Origin of the sequence: Rhodococcus maanshanensis NBRC 100610 (assembly GCF_001894865.1) — a bacterium.
GTDB lineage: Bacteria > Actinomycetota > Actinomycetes > Mycobacteriales > Mycobacteriaceae > Rhodococcus_G > Rhodococcus_G maanshanensis.
In genome coordinates this window covers 50136-68555 of sequence record NZ_BCXA01000022.1, presented here as the reverse complement: position 1 = coordinate 68555, position 18420 = coordinate 50136, and the positions used below count along the sequence as shown (strand labels likewise).

Annotated in this window: 14 protein-coding genes; 9 read left to right on the top strand and 5 right to left on the bottom strand. The window is 67.5% G+C overall.

All coding sequences use genetic code 11. The features are described from left to right. Positions 1-35: 35 nt before the first annotated feature. The 3 genes from RM1_RS12260 to ilvA all read left to right on the top strand — a co-directional run bounded on the left by RM1_RS12260 (position 36) and on the right by ilvA (position 3662). A complete protein-coding gene (locus RM1_RS12260; RefSeq protein WP_072751610.1) occupies positions 36-470 on the top strand; it encodes a nitroreductase family deazaflavin-dependent oxidoreductase in 435 nt (144 codons plus the stop codon). Positions 471-483: 13 nt separating this feature from the next. After that, positions 484-2259: a pyruvate dehydrogenase gene (locus RM1_RS12255; RefSeq protein WP_072751609.1), complete on the top strand. Its 1776-nt coding sequence runs from the start codon at positions 484-486 to the stop codon at positions 2257-2259. A gap of 80 nt (positions 2260-2339) precedes the next feature. Further along, positions 2340-3662, top strand: a complete 1323-nt coding sequence (gene ilvA, locus RM1_RS12250) for a threonine ammonia-lyase IlvA (protein ID WP_092667866.1) — start codon at positions 2340-2342, stop codon at positions 3660-3662. Between the two features lie 30 nt (positions 3663-3692). On the opposite strand, the gene RM1_RS12245 is transcribed toward ilvA, so the two are convergent. After that, on the bottom strand, positions 3693-4103 hold the full coding sequence (locus RM1_RS12245) for a hypothetical protein (protein ID WP_072751607.1): 411 nt from the start codon (positions 4101-4103) through the stop codon (positions 3693-3695). A 428-nt stretch (positions 4104-4531) separates the two neighbouring features. Here RM1_RS12245 and RM1_RS12240 point away from each other — a divergent pair, with 428 nt between their 5' ends. The 5 genes from RM1_RS12240 to RM1_RS12220 are packed head-to-tail and all read left to right on the top strand — an operon-like array spanning position 4532 to position 11789. After that, the gene (locus RM1_RS12240; protein WP_072751606.1) at positions 4532-5962 is read left to right on the top strand and encodes a gamma-aminobutyraldehyde dehydrogenase; all 1431 of its coding nucleotides are present in this window, start codon (positions 4532-4534) and stop codon (positions 5960-5962) included. A gap of 41 nt (positions 5963-6003) precedes the next feature. Then, on the top strand, positions 6004-7359 hold the full coding sequence (gene gabT / locus RM1_RS12235; RefSeq protein WP_072751605.1) for a 4-aminobutyrate--2-oxoglutarate transaminase: 1356 nt from the start codon (positions 6004-6006) through the stop codon (positions 7357-7359). Further along, entirely contained in the window at positions 7352-9310 is a 1959-nt protein-coding gene (locus tag RM1_RS12230; protein WP_072751604.1) for a primary-amine oxidase, read from the top strand. Before gabT ends, RM1_RS12230 begins: the two co-directional genes overlap by 8 nt. 50 nt (positions 9311-9360) lie before the next feature. After that, positions 9361-10233 (top strand): universal stress protein, encoded by an 873-nt coding sequence (locus RM1_RS12225; protein ID WP_072751603.1) that lies wholly within the window; start codon positions 9361-9363, stop codon positions 10231-10233. Between the two features lie 5 nt (positions 10234-10238). After that, positions 10239-11789 carry an APC family permease gene (locus tag RM1_RS12220; protein WP_072751602.1) on the top strand — a complete coding sequence of 517 codons (1551 nt, stop codon included), beginning with the start codon at positions 10239-10241 and terminating at the stop codon, positions 11787-11789. 77 nt (positions 11790-11866) lie between these two features. On the opposite strand, the gene RM1_RS12215 is transcribed toward RM1_RS12220, so the two are convergent. The 3 genes from RM1_RS12215 to RM1_RS12205 all read right to left on the bottom strand — a co-directional run bounded on the left by RM1_RS12215 (position 11867) and on the right by RM1_RS12205 (position 14996). After that, a complete protein-coding gene (locus tag RM1_RS12215; protein WP_072751601.1) occupies positions 11867-12901 on the bottom strand; it encodes a hypothetical protein in 1035 nt (344 codons plus the stop codon). Positions 12902-13307: 406 nt separating this feature from the next. After that, complete coding sequence (locus RM1_RS12210; protein ID WP_072751600.1) at positions 13308-14204, bottom strand: chymotrypsin family serine protease; 897 nt, start codon at positions 14202-14204, stop codon at positions 13308-13310. A gap of 267 nt (positions 14205-14471) precedes the next feature. Continuing rightward, positions 14472-14996, bottom strand: a complete 525-nt coding sequence (locus RM1_RS12205) for a TetR/AcrR family transcriptional regulator (RefSeq protein ID WP_072751599.1) — start codon at positions 14994-14996, stop codon at positions 14472-14474. Between the two features lie 106 nt (positions 14997-15102). On the opposite strand from RM1_RS12205, the gene RM1_RS12200 reads away from it, so the two are divergent. Continuing rightward, a complete protein-coding gene (locus tag RM1_RS12200) occupies positions 15103-16629 on the top strand; it encodes an MFS transporter (protein WP_245816258.1) in 1527 nt (508 codons plus the stop codon). Here the strand turns inward: RM1_RS12200 and treZ are convergent. Next, positions 16626-18374 (bottom strand): malto-oligosyltrehalose trehalohydrolase, encoded by a 1749-nt coding sequence (treZ, locus tag RM1_RS12195; RefSeq protein ID WP_072751598.1) that lies wholly within the window; start codon positions 18372-18374, stop codon positions 16626-16628. The two genes, RM1_RS12200 and treZ, sit on opposite strands and share 4 nt — an antisense overlap. Positions 18375-18420 lie beyond the last annotated feature (46 nt).

Below are 18420 nucleotides of genomic sequence, written 5' to 3'. Positions count from 1 at the left end.
CTGCGCCGCCGTGGCCACGGGTGTTCACTGGTGGCATGCCGCTGACAGGAGAGTACGAGCCCAGCCCGACGAAGTGGTCCGCCGATCAGGCCGAGCTGTACGAGAGCTCCGGCGGCACCGAGGGCACGACCATGCAGGGCAAACCGGTGGTCTTGCTCACCACCAAGGGCGCCAAGTCCGGCAAGCTCCGCAAGGCCCCGCTGATGCGCGTCGAGCACGAAGGGGAGTACGCGATCGTCGCCTCGCTCGGCGGCGCGCCGAAGCACCCGGTCTGGTATCACAATGTCATCGCGAATCCGCAGGTCGAACTGCAGGACGGCCCCGTGAAGCGGGACATGATCGCGCGCGAGGTGACCGGCGACGAGAAGGCCGTGTGGTGGGAGCGTGCCATCGCGGTCTGGCCCGACTACGCGGAGTACCAGAAGAAGACCGACCGCCAGATCCCCGTGTTCGTGCTCACCCCGCAGTAGCAGGAGGGCCGCCGTGGCCGCGGAGACCGTTGCAGACCAGATCGTGTCCCAGCTCGTCGCCGCGGGTGTCCGCCGGATCTACGGAATCGTGGGCGACAGCCTCAACCCGATCGTCGACGCGGTCCGCCGCACCGGCGGCGCGGGCACGGGCGGGATCGACTGGATCCACGTGCGGCACGAGGAGGCGGCGGCCTTCGCGGCGTCGGCCGAAGCGCAGATCACCGGCGAACTGGCCGTCTGCGCGGGATCCTGCGGGCCGGGCAACCTGCACCTGATCAACGGGCTGTACGACGCGAACCGGTCGGGGGCGCCGGTGCTCGCCATCGCCTCGCACATCCCGAGCACCCAGATCGGTACCGGCTACTTCCAGGAGACCCACCCGGACCGGTTGTTCGTCGACTGCTCGCAGTACGCGGAGATGATCAGCACCCCGGCGCAGTCGCCGCGGATCGTGCACACCGCGATGCAGCACGCGCTGGGGCGATCGGGGGTCGCGGTGATCACGCTGCCCGGCGACATCGCCGACTATCCGGCCGCGGGCACCCCGCCAACGCTGGTCGGGACTCGGCCGCCCGCAGTCGTGCCCGACGACGCCGACGTCCGGGCGCTCGCCGACGCGATCAACGGCGCCGAGCGGGTCGCGATCTTCGCAGGCATGGGTGTCCGCGGCGCCAGGGACGAGCTGCTGGCCCTCGCCGATACCGTTGCCGCGCCGATGGGCCACACGCTGCGCGGCAAGGAGTGGATCCAGTACGACAACCCGTTCGACGTCGGCATGACCGGACTGCTGGGCTACGGCGCCGCGCACGACGGTATGCACGGTGCGGACCTGCTGCTCCTGGTGGGCACCGACTTCCCGTACGACCAGTTCCTGCCCGCCGACGTCCGCACCGCGCAGATCGACGTCGCGAGGGAGAGGCTGGGCAGGCGCACGAGCCTCGATCTCGCGGTGCACGGCGACACCGTCAGCACGTTGCGGGCGCTGAACCCGCTGGTGCACCGCAAGACCGACCGGGCGTTCCTCGATCAGTCGCTCGATCGGCACCGCACCCTGATGGAAAAGGTGGTCGGGGCGTACACGAGCCCGGTCAAGCAGCGCACGCCGATCCATCCGGAGTACGCGGCGTCGATCCTCGACGACCTCGCGGCCGAGGATGCGGTGTTCACGGCCGACACCGGGATGTGCAACGTCTGGACCGCGCGCTATCTGAACCCGAACGGGTCGCGGCGATTCCTGTCGTCGGCGTTGCACGGCTCGATGGCCAACGCGCTGCCGCACGCGATCGGCGCGCAGCTCGCCGCGCCGGACCGGCAGGTGATCTCGGTGTCCGGCGACGGCGGGTTGTCGATGCTGCTCGGCGAGCTCGTGACCGTCGCGTCGTTCCGGATCCCGGTCAAGATCGTGGTGTTCAACAATTCGACCCTCGGGATGGTCAAGCTCGAGATGCTGGTCGACGGGCTGCCGGACTTCGGCGTGGACGTGCCCGCGGTCGACTACGCCGCCGTGGCGAACGCCCTCGGCATCTTCTCCCGGCGGATCGAGGACCCGGGCGACATCGAGACCGGATTGCGGGAGGCCCTGGCGCATCCCGGGCCGGCGTTGGTCGACCTCGTGACGGATCCGAATGCGCTGTCGTTGCCGCCGACGATCACCGGCGGCCAGGTCAAGGGCTTCGCCCTCGCGATGTCGAAGATGGTGATGAACGGCGGTGTCGGTGAGGCCGTGCAGATGGCGAAGTCCAATCTGCGGAACATCCCGAGGCCCTCGCAGTTCGACCCCCGTGGCTGAGATGCCGGGGCGGGTCGCCCGGCCGCGGGCGTAGGTGGCAGCATATTGAGGTGTCGAAAACCTCGGAACTCGCCGACCTGATGGCCACTCTGCCGCTCGATGCGGACGAGATCGATGCTGCCCAGAGGCGAATTTCGGACGTCGTTGCGGTGACCCCGCTCCAGTTCAGCGACCGGCTGTCGGCGGCAACCGGCGCGAAGGTGTACCTCAAGCGCGAGGACCTGCAGGTCGTCCGGTCGTTCAAGCTGCGTGGTGCCTACAACCTGATGGTCCAGCTCACCCCGCAGGAGCGGGAGTCGGGCGTGGTGTGCGCCAGCGCAGGCAATCACGCCCAAGGCGTGGCCTACGCCTGCAGGACGATGCAGATCCGCGGCCGGATCTACGTGCCCGCGAACACGCCGCGACAGAAGCGCGACCGGATCAAGGCGCACGGCGGTTCGTTCGTCGAGTTGATCGCCGTCGGCAAGACCTACGACGCCGCAGCGGCGGCGGCCAAGGACGACGTCGCGCGGACCGGCGCGACGATGGTGCCGCCCTTCGACGATCCGCGGACCGCCGCCGGTCAGGGGACCATCGCCGCCGAGATCGTGGAACAGCTCGGCGAGGAGCCGGGCACGGTGATCGTCCCGGTCGGCGGCGGTGGGTTGATCGCGGGCATGGCCACGTACCTGCACGAGCGCTCGCCGCACACCGCGATCGTCGGCGTCGAGCCGAGCGGCGCGGCATCGATGACGGCGGCACTGGTCGCGGGCGCGCCGGTGACGCTGCCCGAGATCGACCCGTTCGTCGACGGCACCGCGGTCCGGCGGATCGGCGACCTGCCGTTGGAGGTGATGTCAGCGCTCGGTGCGGGCGTCGTCTCGCACGGCTCGCTTCCGCTGATGGCCCAGCCGCGTTCGGGCATCGCGGGCGAAGGTACCTTCGCGATGATCCACGCGGACGAGGGAGCGGTCTGCACGGCGTTGCTCGGCCTCTACCAGAACGAGGGCATCATCGCCGAACCGTCGGGTGCGCTGTCGGTGGCGGCACTGGAACTGGTGAAGGTCAAGCCGGGGAGCACGGTCGTCTGCCTGATCTCGGGCGGCAACAACGACGTCTCGCGCTACGGCGAGATCCTCGAGCGTTCGCTGGTTCATCTCGGGCTCAAGCATTATTTTCTTGTGGACTTCCCGCAGGAGCCGGGTTCGCTGCGCCGGTTCCTCGACGAGGTGCTAGGTCCTGAGGACGACATCACCCTCTTCGAATACGTCAAGCGGAACAACCGCGAGACAGGTGAGGCGCTGGTGGGCATCGAGCTCGGCGCGGCCGAGGGGTTGCCCCCGCTGCTGGAGCGTATGCACGATTCCGGTGTGCACGTCGAGCAGCTCGAGCCCGGCTCGCCTGCCTACCGCTACCTCACGTAGACAGGGCGTGAGTCGGGCCGAGGGTCGGGGTCAGGGGAGGGTCCGCACGAAGTCGAAGAAAGCGGGTGCCAAAGCGGGATTCGCGTTGCTCGACCCGCTGATGGCGCCTGCCGCGCCCCCGATCACGGCCCCGGGGATGCAACCCACGAACAGGAACAGGACGCAGCCGACCACGGCTCCGACGCCGGCCCCGATGTTCGCGTTGATGTTTCCGCCACCCATCCAGCCGATCTCGAACTGCGTGACCAGGTTGTCGTAGGCCTCCTGGCTGTAGACCTCGTGGGGTTCGAGCACTCCGGTCAGCGGATCCGGGGTCTCGGGTGCCTGGGAGGTGATGGTCGTGTCATCCGGGGGTGGCGGTGCGGCGTAGGAAGTACCGGCGCCGAACCCCATCGTCGCGATGACCAATACGGAGAGCGTCGTGCCTTTGTGAAGTTTCACTTGGGGGCTCCTCTCATTCCAAGGAGACGGCCCCGATCTGGTCTAAGACCGTCCGGAACATCGCTTCGAATGATAACCGCCGACTTGCCCGAATGGCCATCCTCCAGATGCCCACGATCGCGATCCAGGCCGGCGACGTTATGTGCCGAAACCGCCTCTGAGCAGTGCGATCCCGTCTACTCTGATGGGACGCAGGAGGCGGCATCTGATGCCCGAACGGGCTCCTGTCATAACTGCCGGCGAGGGTGCGCCGCCGGCACGAAACCCCGCGTGCTCACCGAAGGTGAACGGGCAGAGGGCAACCCACGTCGTGACGACCGAGGACGGCTTCGTCGGTCCGGACCGGTACGCCTGCGCGGACGCGGTGATGAGGCGCACACTTGTCCCAGCTCGTGAACTCGCAACCGCCTCCGGAGGTGTGGGAATCCATGGCAGTCGAACTACTCGAGAACTACGTCAACGGTCGCTTCGTCGCCTCCACGGCAACGGATTCGATCGAAGTGGTGAATCCGGTGGACGAGACGGTGGTCGCCAGGGCGCCGATCTCCACCAAGGCCGACATCGACGCCGCCGTTGCCGCGGCCAGGGAGGCCTTCAAGTCGTGGGGGCGGACCACTCCTGGCGTCCGGCAGGCCGCGCTGCTCGCGCTCGCCGATGCGATCGAGGCGCACAGCGACGAGCTCGTCGACGCCCAGTGCCGCAATACCGGCCAGCCGAAGGCGGTCATCGCGGCAGAGGAGGTGAAGGTCGGGGCCGATCAGCTCCGGTTCTTCGCGGGCGCGGCCCGCATGCTCGAGGGCAAGTCGGCGGGTGAGTACATGGACGGGTTCACCTCATACGTCCGGCGTGAGCCGATCGGCGTGGTCGGTCAGGTGACACCGTGGAACTACCCGTTCATGATGGCGATCTGGAAGGTCGGGCCTGCGCTCGCCGCCGGGAACACGGTGGTGCTCAAGCCGAGCGACACCACCCCCGAGAGCACGCTGGTGCTCGCCCGGCTCACGAAGGGGATCCTGCCCGACGGCGTGCTGAACGTCGTGCTGGGCAACGGCGGCACCGGCGCGACTCTCGTCGAGCACCCGGACCTCGGACTGGTCTCGATCACCGGATCCGTCCGCGCGGGCATCGCGGTGGCGGTGTCGGCGGCCAAGCAGGTCAAACGCGCCCACCTCGAACTCGGCGGCAAGGCACCCGCGGTGGTGTTCGCCGACGTCGACGTCGACAAGGCCGCGGGTGGGATCGCGGAGGCGGCCTTCTTCAACGCAGGCCAAGACTGCACGGCGGTGACGAGGGTGCTGGTGCACGAGGCGATCCACGACGAGTTCGTGGACGCGCTCGTGGCAAAGGCGAAGGGCCTCAAGACCGGCCTTCCCACCGACCCGGACACCTTCTACGGACCGCTCAACAACGTCAACCACTTCACGGCGGTGACCGGAAAGATCGCGGCGTTGCCCGCACACGCGAGGATCGTCACAGGGGGAAAGCGACTGGGGGAGCAGGGCTTCTTCCTCGAACCGACCATCGTCACCGGCGTGCGGCAGGACGACGACATCGTGCAGGAGGAGACGTTCGGCCCGGTGCTGACCGTCCAGTCCTTCACCGACGAGGAACAGGCTGTCGAACTCGCCAACGATGTCCGGTACGGCCTCGCCTCGAGCGTGTGGACGAGGGACCACGGAACGGTTCAGCGGATGTCCGCCGCACTCGATTTCGGGGCGGTGTGGGTGAACTGCCACATCCCGCTCGTGGCGGAGATGCCGCACGGTGGCTTCAAGTACTCCGGCTACGGCAAGGATCTCTCGTCCTACGGAGTCGAGGACTACACCCGGCTCAAGCACGTCATGAGTTCCCACGACTGAGTGCGAATCGCACCCACTCCGCACACTCGAGGACTGCCGCCATGGACGCACTCCGGTACCGACTGCCGCAGGAACGGACGCTCCGCACGCCGCTCCCCGGTCCGAGATCGCAGGCCCTCACCGCGCGCAGGAAGGCCTCGGTGGCGGCGGGGGTCGGGTCGAGCGTTCCCGTCTACGCGGCGGACGCCGACGGCGGCGTGCTGGTCGACGTGGACGGGAACTCGCTCATCGATCTGGGGGCGGGCATCGCGGTCACCAGTGTCGGCGCCTCCAACCCTGCGGTCGCGCAGGCGGTCTCCGAGCAGGCCGCGCATTTCGCGCACACGTGTTTCATGGTCACCCCGTACGAGGGATACGTCCGGGTCGCCGAGGAACTGGCCGCGCTGACCCCTGGTACCCACGAGAAGCGTTCGGTGCTGTTCAACTCCGGCGCCGAGGCGGTCGAGAACGCGGTCAAGGTGGCGAGGCTGGCAACCGGCAGGAACGCCGTCATCGCCTTCGACCACGCCTACCACGGACGCACGAACCTGACGATGGCATTGACCGCCAAGGCGATGCCCTACAAGGCGAACTTCGGTCCGTTCGCCCCGGAGATCTACCGGATGCCGATGTCGTATCCGTTCCGCGACGAGGCCGGACGCAGCGGCGACGAGTCGGCGCGCCGGGTCATCGGTCAGATCGAGAAGCAGATCGGGGCCGACACGGTGGCCGCGATCATCATCGAACCGATCCAGGGCGAGGGCGGGTTCATCGTGCCCGCACCGGGATTCCTGCCCGCACTGGTCGAATGGGCACACTCGAACGGGGTCGTCTTCATCGCCGACGAGGTGCAGACCGGCTTCGCCCGCACCGGTACCTGGTTCGCCAGCGAGGACGAGACCATCGTGCCGGACATCATCACGATGGCCAAGGGCATCGCGGGCGGCCTGCCGCTCGCCGCGATCACCGGCAGGGCCGAGTTGCTCGATGCGGTGCATCCCGGCGGGCTCGGCGGCACCTACGGCGGCAACCCGATCGCCTGCGCGGCCGCGCTGGCCTCGATCGAGTCGATGCGCCAGCTGGACCTGGCGGGGCGGGCCCGGCAGATCGGGGAACTGGCGCAGCGCCGACTGCGCGCGCTGGCGTCCGACGTGCGGGTGATCGGCGAGGTGCGGGGCCGCGGGGCCATGCAGGCGATGGAGTTCGTCCGCCCGGGCGGTACCGAGCCGGACCCGGACATCACCAAGGCCATTGCGGCACAGGCGCTCGAGCAGGGCGTCATCGTGCTCACCTGCGGTACCTACGGCAACGTGATCCGGCTGCTCCCGCCGCTGGTGATCGGCGAGGAACTGCTCGGCGAGGCCCTCGACGTGCTCGAAGCAATCATCCGATCTCTGGCAGGGAGCAACCGTGGCTGACAACTCTCATCCGCTCGACCCGCTCGCGTCCGACGAGTTCGCCGCGGTCGCGGCGGTACTCGCCCGCGAGCACGGGGTCGGACCGGGCTGGCGGTACGCCTCGATCGAACTCGCCGAGCCGCCGAAGGCCGAGATCGCCGCGTTCGACGCGGACGGGACGGCACCCGATCGCCGCGCGCACGTGGTGTGTTTCGAGCGGGCCGAGAACAAGACCTACAAGGCCCTGGTCTCGCTCACCGCGGACTCGGTGCTGACGTGGCGACATGTTCCCGGGGTGCAGGCGAACTTCACTGTCGACGAGTGGGAGGAATGCGACGAGGTCCTGCGCAACCACCCGGATGTCGTGGCGGCGCTGGCGAAGCGGGGGATCACGGACATGAGCCTGGTGTTCATGGACACCTGGACCTACGGCGAGGCCGTCATCCCCGACAAGTACAAGGGCCGCAGGCTCGGCTGGTCGGACACCTGGGTCAAGGCCGCCGAGGGTGCGAATCCCTATGCGGGACCGGTCAACGGCTTCCACTGTGTGATCGACGTCAACAGCATGGAGCTGCTGGAGATCGAGGACACGTTCTCCGTGTACCGGCCGGAGATCATGGGGGAGTACGTGCCGCGGCACATCCCGGAGCGGATCAGGAACGCCAGTACCCGCGAGCCGCTCCTGCCGCTGGAGATCACCCAGCCGGACGGACCCTCGTTCACCCTCGAGGGCAACAAGCTGACCTGGCAGAACTGGTCGCTGCGGGTGGGTTTCAACTACCGCGAGGGGATGACCCTGCACGCGATCACCTACGACGACAACGGCCGCGAGCGGCCGATCGCCAACCGGCTCTCGTTCGCGGAGATGGTCGTGCCGTACCGGGACCACTGCGAGGACCACTACCGCCGCACCGCCTTCGACATCGGTGAGTGGGGTATCGGGTTCATGACCACCTCGCTCGAGCTGGGCTGCGACTGCCTCGGGGAGATCCGGTACCTCGACGCGGTGCTGCACAACAGCAAGGGGGAGCCGTACACGATCAAGAACGCGATCTGCATCCACGAGGAGGACAACGCGGTCCTCTGGAAGCACGTCGACCACGACGGTACGCAGGTGCGCCGGATGCGCAGGCTCACGGTCTCCTTCCACGTCACCGTGGCGAACTACGAGTACCTCACCTACTGGCGCTTCTACCAGGACGGCAACATCGAATGTGAGGTCCGCGCAACGGGAATCATGGTGGTCAGCCACTTCGACGAGGGAGCAACGCACCCGCACGGCACGCTCGTGGACGAGCGCACCTATGCGCCCTACCACCAGCACTTCCTGGTCGCCCGGATGGACCTCGACATCGACGGCACCGAGAACACGGTGTACGCCACCGAGACCGAGATGGTCCCGATGGGCCCGGACAATCCGTACGGGCTGTCGCTGCGGCAGCGCAACACCCCGCTGCGCACCGAGGAACAGGGCAAGCAGGATTTCGACTGGCAGTCCCAGCGAGCCTGGAAGGTGGTCAACGACAACACCACCAACGGCCTCGGAACCGCGCCCGCGTACAAGCTGGTCCCAGGAGGGGCGTTCCCCTCGATGTTCGATCCGGCATCGCCGATCTTCCAGCGCAGCCAGGTGATCGGGCACACCCTCTGGGTGACGCCGAACGAGCTGGAGGAGCGTTGGCCCTCGGGCGAGTTTGTCAACCAGAGCGGCGTCGACCACGGATTACCCGAGTGGACCAAGGCGAACCGATCCATCGAGAACACCGACGTCGTGCTCTGGTACGTCTTCGGGATCCACCACATCACCAGGCCCGAGGACTGGCCGGTGATGCCTGCGGACACGGTGAGCTTCTGGCTCAAGCCGGTCGGCTTCTTCGATCGCAACCCGGCACTGGACGTGGCACCGACGCCCGCGAAGGACTGTCACGCCGACGCGGAGGACCACTGCTGCCATCCCGAGGGGGAGACGTGATCGTGGACCGCTGAAGTTCCTGACCGCTCACCGACGATTGGTTGGCCGACATGCGATTGGTAGTGGGGTATCTCGCAACTCCCAGCGGCGCGGACGGTCTCGCGCTCGGCGTTCTGCTGGCCCGCAGCCTCGGCGCCGAGATCGACATCTGCCTGGTGCTACCCGACGAGGAGCCGGTGCCGACGAGGATCCCCGTCGACTCGGCCTACGAGGAGTTGCTCTCCGATCAGGCGGTGGAATGGCTGGTGGAGGCGCGAGCCACCGTTCCCGACGACGTCGTCGTTCGGACCCACCTGCGCTCCAACGAGTCCTTCGCCCAGGGGTTGCTCGACATCGCCGACGAACTCGACGCGGAGATGATCGTCATCGGGGCCTCAGGGGACGGACTGCTTGGGCGGCACTCGATCGGCTCGGTCACCGGCGAACTGTTGCACTGTGCGCACCTGTCGATGGCGCTCGCACCACGGGGCATGAGGCATTCGACCGCGGAGAAGATCCGCAGCGTCACCTGCGCGCTCGGCACCCGCGCGGGGGCCGGTCTGCTGTTGCGCGAGGCGGTGGGGGTGAGCAGGCGGGCGATGGCCCCGCTGCGGCTGGTGTCCCTTGTGCCACTCGACATGTCCCGTCGCATGCGCTCGGACACACCGGAGTCGGCCCGCCAACGGGCCATCGCGCACGCGGCCGAGGTCCTCGAGTCCGCGAGATCCGGTCTGCCCGAGGACATCGCGGTCGAGTCGGAGATCGCGGACGGTGCGAACGTCGAATCGGCGGTGAGCAAGTTGGAGTGGAGCGACGGGGATCTGATCATGGTCGGTTCCAGCCGCCTTGCCCGCCCGCGTCACCTCTTCCTCGGATCGACGGTGTCCAAGATGCTCCGGGTGGTTCCGGTTCCGATGATCGTCGTGCCGAAAGAGGAGGTCTGACGACCATGACCGGTCAAGCGGATCGTCCCGCGTCGGGTGGCCTGGTCTCCAAGGGGCTGGCGCCGGGCAAGATCGGCACCTTCTCGGGGGCGGTCATCGGGATCTCCTGTGTGGCACCCGGGTACACCCTCACCGCGAGCATCGGCCTGATCGTGGCCGCGGTGGGCCTGAAGATGCCCGCCATCTTCATCGCCGGCTTCATCCCGATGTTCCTCACCGCGTACGCGTACCGGGAGCTCAATGCGGAATCGCCCGACTGCGGTGCGTCGTTCACCTGGTCAACCAAGGCATTCGGGCCGTACGTGGGCTGGATGTGCGGGTGGGGCATGGTGATGGCCACCATCATCGTGCTCTCCAACCTGGCCGCGATCGCGGTGGAGTTCTTCTACCTGTTCCTGGCCCGCGTCTTCGACCAACCGTCGATCGGGGACCTGGCAGACCACAAGGCCGTGAACATCGCCACCACCCTCGCCTTCCTCGCGATAGCGACTTGGATATCGGGCCGAGGCATCACCACCAGTCAGCGAATCCAGTTCGTGCTGGTCGGCTTTCAGATGGTGGTGCTCCTGGTCTTCGTGATCACCGCGTTCGTGCGGGTGGCCTCGGGTTCGGCGCCCGCCGGTCTGGAGTTCGATCCGTCCTGGTTCAACCCGTTCACCGGGCTCGCGCTCGGCGCGTTCGTAGTGGGGGTGACCGGCTCGATCTTCGCCTTCTGGGGATGGGACACCTGCCTCACCCTCGGCGAGGAGTCGAAGGATCCGACGAAGACCCCCGGCCGGGCGGGACTGTTGTGCGTCGTGTCGATCCTGGTGACCTACCTGCTGGTGGCCGTCGCGGTGATGATGTACGCGGGGGTGGGCGAGGACGGTCTCGGTCTCGGCAATCCGGACAACTCCGAGAACGTCTTCGGTGCGCTGGCCGAACCGGTGCTCGGCCACTGGGCGGGCCTGCTGCTGTTCCTGGCCGTGTTCGCCTCTTCGATCGCCAGCCTGCAGACGACGTTCCTCCCCGCCGCCCGGACGATGCTGGCGATGGGCGCGTACGGGGCGTTTCCGCGCAAGCTCGCAGAGGTGAACCCGCGGTTCCTTGTCCCTACTTATGCGACGGTGGTGGCGGGCGTGGTGACGGGGGTGTTCTACACGGTCGTCTCGTTGCTGTCGGAGCGGGCGTTGCTGGACACCATTGCCGCGCTGGGGATCATGATCTGCTGGTACTACGGCATCACGGCGTTCGCATGCGTCTGGTACTTCCGGCACGAGCTCTTCACCAGTGCCAGGAACGTCGTGTTCAAGTTCCTGTTCCCGCTCATCGGCGGCATCATGCTGGCGACGGTGTTCGTGATCTCGGTGGGGGAGAGCATGAACCCGGACAACGGCAGCGGCGCGTCGATCGGCGGCATCGGCCTGGTGTTCTTCATGGGCTTCGGTGTGCTGCTGCTGGGCGCGGTGCTGATGCTGGTCATGCGGCTGCGTCAGCCGGACTTCTTCCTCGGCCGAACCCTGACCCGGGACACCCCTGCGCTCTCGGGCGAGGCGGACGTCGCGGCGAAGACATAGGCGAAAGCCCCGCGATCCGGCGTGGATCGCGGGGCTCTCGGGTCTTCGGTGTGGCTCGCCTCAGGCGACAGTTCGAGTCAGCACAGTGAGCCAGAGCAGGCGGGGTACTCGGGTGGCGCGGTGCTCTCGTCATCCACCGGAGTGAAGCCGCTGCCGGTGATGTTCCGCGGGTTCAGGTCGGCCAGGATGTTCTTGGCCGAGGTGATGACAAACGGGGCATTGTTGACGTCGATTCGGCTGATGATCCCAACCCACCTGCTGGTGCCGCGAATGACGGCGGGTCCGCCTGAGTCGCCCTTGCGGAAGCCCGCGTACGACCGGATGAGACCGTTGTCGACCCCGGTGACCAGCCCGTAGCTGGGCGCCTGCGCGAAGGTCTCCTCGGGTGGGAAGAGGGTCCCGGGCTTTCGGTCGGACATCGCGCCGAAGGTCTCGACGTAGTCGAGAATGGGCAACGGGAGTGCCGGCCGCCCTTCGGAGTCGCTGTGGATCGAGTTGATCGTGAACGGACGCCCACCCAGTGTGCTGCGCACCCCGTTGCCGACTTTGTCCGTCACCCTGCTGGTGAGCTGGACGTGCGGCGCGAACTCGATGACCATGTAATCGGTTGTGGTGGAGACGCTGCAGTCGTTGCTGCCCTTGCTGACCCAGCGGATCCAGCCGATGGGGGCAGCCTCCATACGGGCCGGGAGCAGTCCGAAGTTCTCGGCGGCGGCGTCCCAGGTGTTGTCCAGGATGTCTCGCCAGTCCCAGACCGGGTACTCGTTGCCGAGGACGTGCACGCCTTCGGCCGGTCCCCAGAACTTGGGTTGATACCAGGGTTCCTTCACTGGGTCGGATTTGATCGTCTTGCAGATGTCTTGCGGGTCGACCTTCTCCTCGATCCGGCAGTGGCCCGCGGTGATGCCGACCTTGCGCCCGGCGGCATCGGTGCCTGCTGCGCCGAGGGTGCATTTCCCTTTGCCGTACTCGTTGACGAAGATCAGACCCGCCCCCGGACCGATTGTCTTGGGGCTCGGTGCCGGCTCGGCCGCCGCGACCCCCGTCGTCAATCCCGAGATCAGCGCAACCGCGGCGACCAGTCCGATCAGGTACCGGGTGGTACGCCTCATATGGGTGTTCCCTTCTTTCCGAGCATGTTTCGCGGATCAGGTGCCCTGTGTATCGTTTCGGGCAATCCGTTCGCCTTCGCAACCATTTCTGTGCGCCTCGCGAAGCGTACTGATCGGTCTCGTTGGGTGGAGGGGTTTCGCCGGAGATCCCTTGGGATCGTCGGGCGGTCGACGACCTGATCTCGGTGGGGAGTGCGTGGACCACGACAATGGCCATGGGCTTCGGTGTGTTGCTGCTTGGCGCGGTGCTGATGCTGGTCATGTGGCTGCGACAGCCGGACTTCATCCTCGGCCGAAACCTGACCCGGGACATCCCGCGCTCTAGGGTGAGGCGGAAGTCGCAACGAAGACATGGGCGAAAGCCGCGCGATCCGGAGCGGATCGCGGGGCTTTCGGCGGTGAGGTGTCAGCTGTTGGGGTTGTTGGTGATGGTGAAGCCCCTACCGATGGTGCCGGGACGGTTGGGGTCGTTGATGGCGTCGAGGATGTTCTTGGCGGAGGTGACCACGTGCTGGGGCGGTTGGTACCACTGATACGGGGTCGCCGTGATGATTGCGACCCACTTGTTGGTGCCCCTGGCGATAACCGGTCCGCCGGAGTCGCCGGGCTGGGATCCTGCCCTGGTTCGGATCATGCCGGGCGCGATGTACGAGTGGACCGACCCTTCGCTGGGCGCGACTTCATTTGCCATCCCGAAAGGCCCAGGATTGGGCGTGCGGTCGGACTTTGCGCCGAAGGTCACGATCTGACTACTCACCGGCGGCAGGGCCGGTGCCCCGCTGGCGTCGCTGTAGATCGAGTTGACCTTGAAGAGGCCCCCTCCGGGTGCCTGAACGGGCTGGCCGTTCTTGTTGTACACCCCGCTCCACAGCTCGACCGCCGGATCGAACTCGATGATCATGTAGTCGGTGCGGCTGTTCGCGCTGGTTTCGCCATAGCCGGCGAGGCAACCAAGTCCGCCCGGGCCTGTCTCGCCCTGTTGGCAGACGTGGGGGTCCACCCACCGGATCTGCCCGATCGAGGGGTTGGACAACGGATTCGGCGGAATGCCGGCGGACTTCGAAACCTCGAGCAGGCGCCGATCGTAGACGGGATGATCGTTGCCAGCGACCTCGACGCCGCGCGGGGCACCCTTGTTGATCGGTACTGGCCCAAAACCCTCCGGGGGAACTGCGTCGTTGTTCCAGGGATTGCAGTGCCCGGCGGTGATGCCGATCTTTCGGCCGGCGGAGTCGGTGCCGAGCGCCCCAAGTGTGCAGGCTTCCCCCGGGTAGTCGATCTGGTTGTCGAAGTCGATGTTCATGCCGGGGTAGGCGACATGTCCTGCGGCCGGCGACGGGTCAGCGGCGGCCGTACCCGCGGCTGTACTCACGGTCAAGCAGGTGGCCGCCGCGAGGGCCGCCATCGTTCCGGCAAGGAGCCGGCTGGTACGCGTCATGCGAAGAACTTCCTGTCTATGAAGGTGCAATCCGCTGAGACGGTACCGACCGGTCTGGTTTTTTCGTGGCGGTTTCGTACTACCCGCTGTCGAGTTCGCGAAACTCTGTGAATCGTCGTGGCAACGCGTCGGTTACTCGGCCCTCTCTCGACCCAGTAGCCGGTCCACGACCTTGCGATACAGCTCGGGGTCGGGCTGGGGCAGGCCCAGGAGTGCTGCGAGGTAGATGCCGTCGCCGACGAGCCGCACGATCTCGGCCTGGACTGGGTCGTCGAACTCCGCGCGGAGTCCCTCGTCCCAGGACCGCATCATGTCGATCACGGCCTGCTGGATCTCGCCCGGCTTGCCGTCCACCGTGCGCAGCGCGGCGATCGTGGACTGGAATAGGGCGAGCTCGTTGGTGGTGTTGGCGTCCACCGTCTGCAGGTACCACTCGGAGACCGAGGTGTCCGCTTCCGCGAGCTGCTGGTCGGAGCGCTCGCCGAGGCGACGGACCATGCCCGCGAGCAGGGCCTCCTTGCTGCGGAAATGGTAGAGCAGGCCGCCCTTGGAGACGCCCGCCTCCGCGGCCACCGCCTCGAGGGTGATCTGGGAGAGCCCGCGTTCGAGCAGTAGTCGCTCCAGGGCGTCGAGGATGCGGTCGCGTGTCGCTGTCACGGGAATCACTGTACCGGCTGGACGGTTGGCTGCTAGCCTGTGTTTGCGACTGTACCGGCTGGACGGTTCAGTCGAATTTTCATTTTCAACTCATTGGGAGTCAATCGTGTCTGTCATCGCGGGCAAGGACCTGACGATCGATCCGACCGAGGTGCGGGCGAGCGCCCGTGACTGGGTCGGTCTTGTCGTGCTCGCCCTCTCCGTCCTGCTGATCTCGGTCGACGCGACGGTCCTGGACCTGGCGATGCCGTCCATCAGCGCGCACCTCGAGCCGAGCAGCACGCAGCTGCTGTGGATCATCGACGTCTACTCGTTCGTGCTCGCCGGACTGCTCGTCACCATGGGTACCCTCGGCGACCGGATCGGCAGGCGTCGGCTGCTGCTCATCGGCGCCGCCGGCTTCGGCATCGCGTCGATGATCGCGGCCTGGTCGGTGAGCCCGGAGATGCTGATCGCGGCCCGCGTGCTGCAGGGCATCTCGGGCGCCACGCTGATGCCCGCGACGCTGGGCCTGATCCGCACCATCTTCGTCAACCCGCATCAGCGGACCACCGCGATCGGTGTGTGGGGCGCGATGGCCGGTGGCGGCGCCGCGGCAGGCCCGCTGGTGGGCGGCTGGCTGCTCGAACACTTCTGGTGGGGCTCGGTCTTCCTCATCAACATCCCAGTGATGGCGGTGCTGATCATCGTCGGTCCGATGGTGATCGCGGAGGCGAAGGACCCGAACCCGGGCCGCTTCGACCTGGTGAGCGCGGGTCTGTCGATGCTGGCGATGATTCCGCTGGTGTACGCCGTCAAGGAGTCGGTCGTGCACGGTCCGACCGTGACCCTCGCGGTCATCGGCGCGGTGGGCGCGGCCGCCGGATGGGCCTTCATCCACCGGCAGCGCACCCGCCCGGATCCGATGCTCGACCTGAGCCTGTTCGCGCGGCCCGCGTTCTCGACCGCGGTGATGACGAATCTGCTCTCGGTGTTCGCGCTGTCCGGAGTGCTGTTCTTCGGTTCGCAGTACCTGCAGTTGGTGTTGGGTAAGACGCCGCTGCAGGCCGGCCTGCTGATGCTGCCGGGCACCGCCATGAGCGTGCTCTTCTCGCTGACGGCCGCCTGGTTGGTCCGTCGTTGGCAGCCGGGCGTGGTGCTCAGCATCGGCCTTGCGGTCTCTTCGATCGGTGCGGCGGCCATGCTGTGGCTGCACGCCGACGGCGGCGCGGGACTGTTCATCGCCGCGTTCATGCTGATCGGCTCGGGTGTCGGCATCGCGCTGACGCTGACCTCCGACCTGGTTGTCGGCGCCGTGGAGCCGGAGCGGGCGGGTGCCGCGTCGGCGGTGTCCGAGACGGCGTACGAGCTCGGTGTCGCGCTGGGCGTTGCGGTCCTGGGCAGCGTGGTGCTGGCCATCTTCCGCAAGGGGCTCGATGTGTCGGCTCTCGGCGCGGACGCCGCTCACTCCGCACAGGAAACCCTTGGCGGCGCGGTGGGCGTGGCCAAGGCCGCACCGGATGCGATCGGCGCGCAGCTGCTCGATTCCGCGCACCTGTCCTTCGTCAGCGGCATGCACGTGGCGGCGGCGGCCACCGCGATCATCCTGCTCGCCAATGCGGTGCTGGTGTACCGGATGATGCGCTCGCGCTAGTCGGTGATCCCCGCGTCGAGGATCGCGAACGAATGGCCGGGGACGACGGTCGCCGACCCGGTGGCGTCCTGGGTCGGCGGCTCCCACCACAGCAGGGGGTGGCCGCCGACCGGGAGGGTCACCGGGTCCGGGCCGAGGTTGCAGGCGACCCGAATGCTGCCGCGGTGCAGCACGATCCACCGATCGTCCTCGTCGTAGTCGACGACCAGGTGCTCGAGCCACGGATCGGTCAGGTCGGATCGAGCGGCCCGCAACGCGATCAGGCCGCGATAGCACTCCAGAAGCCGCCGATGCTCGGGCGCGGCGATCTCGTCCCAGTCCAGCTTGGACTGCAGGAAGGTCTGCGGGTCCTGTGGGTCGGGGATGGCGTCGCCCGCCCAGCCGTGCTCGGCGAACTCGCGTTTGCGGCCGGACGCGGTGGCCTCCGCGAGCTCTGGTTCGGGATGGGATGTGAAGAACTGGAAGGGCGTGCCGGCCCCCCATTCCTCGCCCATGAACAGCATCGGCGTGTAGGGCGAGCCGAGCACCAGTGCCGCCCGAACAGCCAGCTGGCCCTGGTTCAGATAGTGCCCAGGACGATCACCTGTCGCGCGGTTGCCCACCTGGTCGTGGGTGCAGGTGTACGCGAGCAGTGAGCTGGCGGGCGTCAGCCGGACGTCGAGCGGCCGGCCGTGGGTGCGGCCCCGGAAAGTCGAATAGGTCCCCGCGTGGAAGAAGCCCTGACGCAGGGTGGTGGCGAGGCACTGGAGCGAGCCGAAATCGCCGTAGTACCCCTGCCGTTCGCCGGACACCGCGGCGTGCACTGCATGGTGGATGTCGTCGTTCCACTGCGCGTCGAGTCCGTGGCCGCCCGCGGACCGGGGCGCGATGAGGGCGGGATCGTTGAGGTCGCTCTCGGCGATCAGGGTCAGTGGCCTGCGCAGATGCGTTGACAGCGTCTCGGTTTCGACGGCCAGGTCTTCGAGGAGGTGGGTGGCGGTCAGATCGACCAGCGCGTGCACGGCGTCGAGGCGCAGTCCGTCGATGTGGAACTCGCGCAGCCAGCGCAGCGCGTTGTCGATGATGTAACGGCGCACCTCGCCCGAGGACGGGCCCGCGATGTTGACCGCTGCGCCCCACGGGTTCTCGGTGTCCGCGAGGTACGGCCCGTATCGGTCGAGGTAGTTGCCGGACGGGCCGAGATGGTTGTAGACGACGTCGAGGATCACCCCGAGGCCGCGGCGGTGGCAGGCGTCGACGAAGCGCTGTAGGCCGTCGGGCCCGCCGTACGGCTCGTGCGTGGTGTACCAGAGGACACCGTCGTAGCCCCAGTTGTATTCGCCGTTGAAACCGTTCACCGGCATCAGCTCGACGAACCCGATTCCGAGGTCCACGAGGTGGTCCAGGTGTGCGATGGCGGCGTCGAAGGTGCCCTCGGGGGTGAAGGTTCCGATATGCAGTTCGTATGCGACGCTGCCCGCGAGCCTGCGTCCGGTCCAGTCGCGGTCCGTCCAGGCGTCGGGGTCCACCTCGTGCAGTTGCGAGGGCGCGTGCACGCCGTCGGGTTGGCGCGGCGAGCGTGGGTCGGGCAACACGGTGGGATCGTCGTCCAGGACGAAGCCGTAGCGGCTGTCGTGGTTCGCGGGGACCGCGGCGCGCCACCAGCCGTCTTCGTCCCGCGACATCGGATGCAGCTCCCCGTCGAGATGCAGCTGAACTTTCTGCGGGATCGGTGCCCAGACCTCGAATCGATGCGCGGAAGTCATTGCCCCAGCATGCCGCAATGGACGGCGCGGTGCAGTCGGTGTGGCG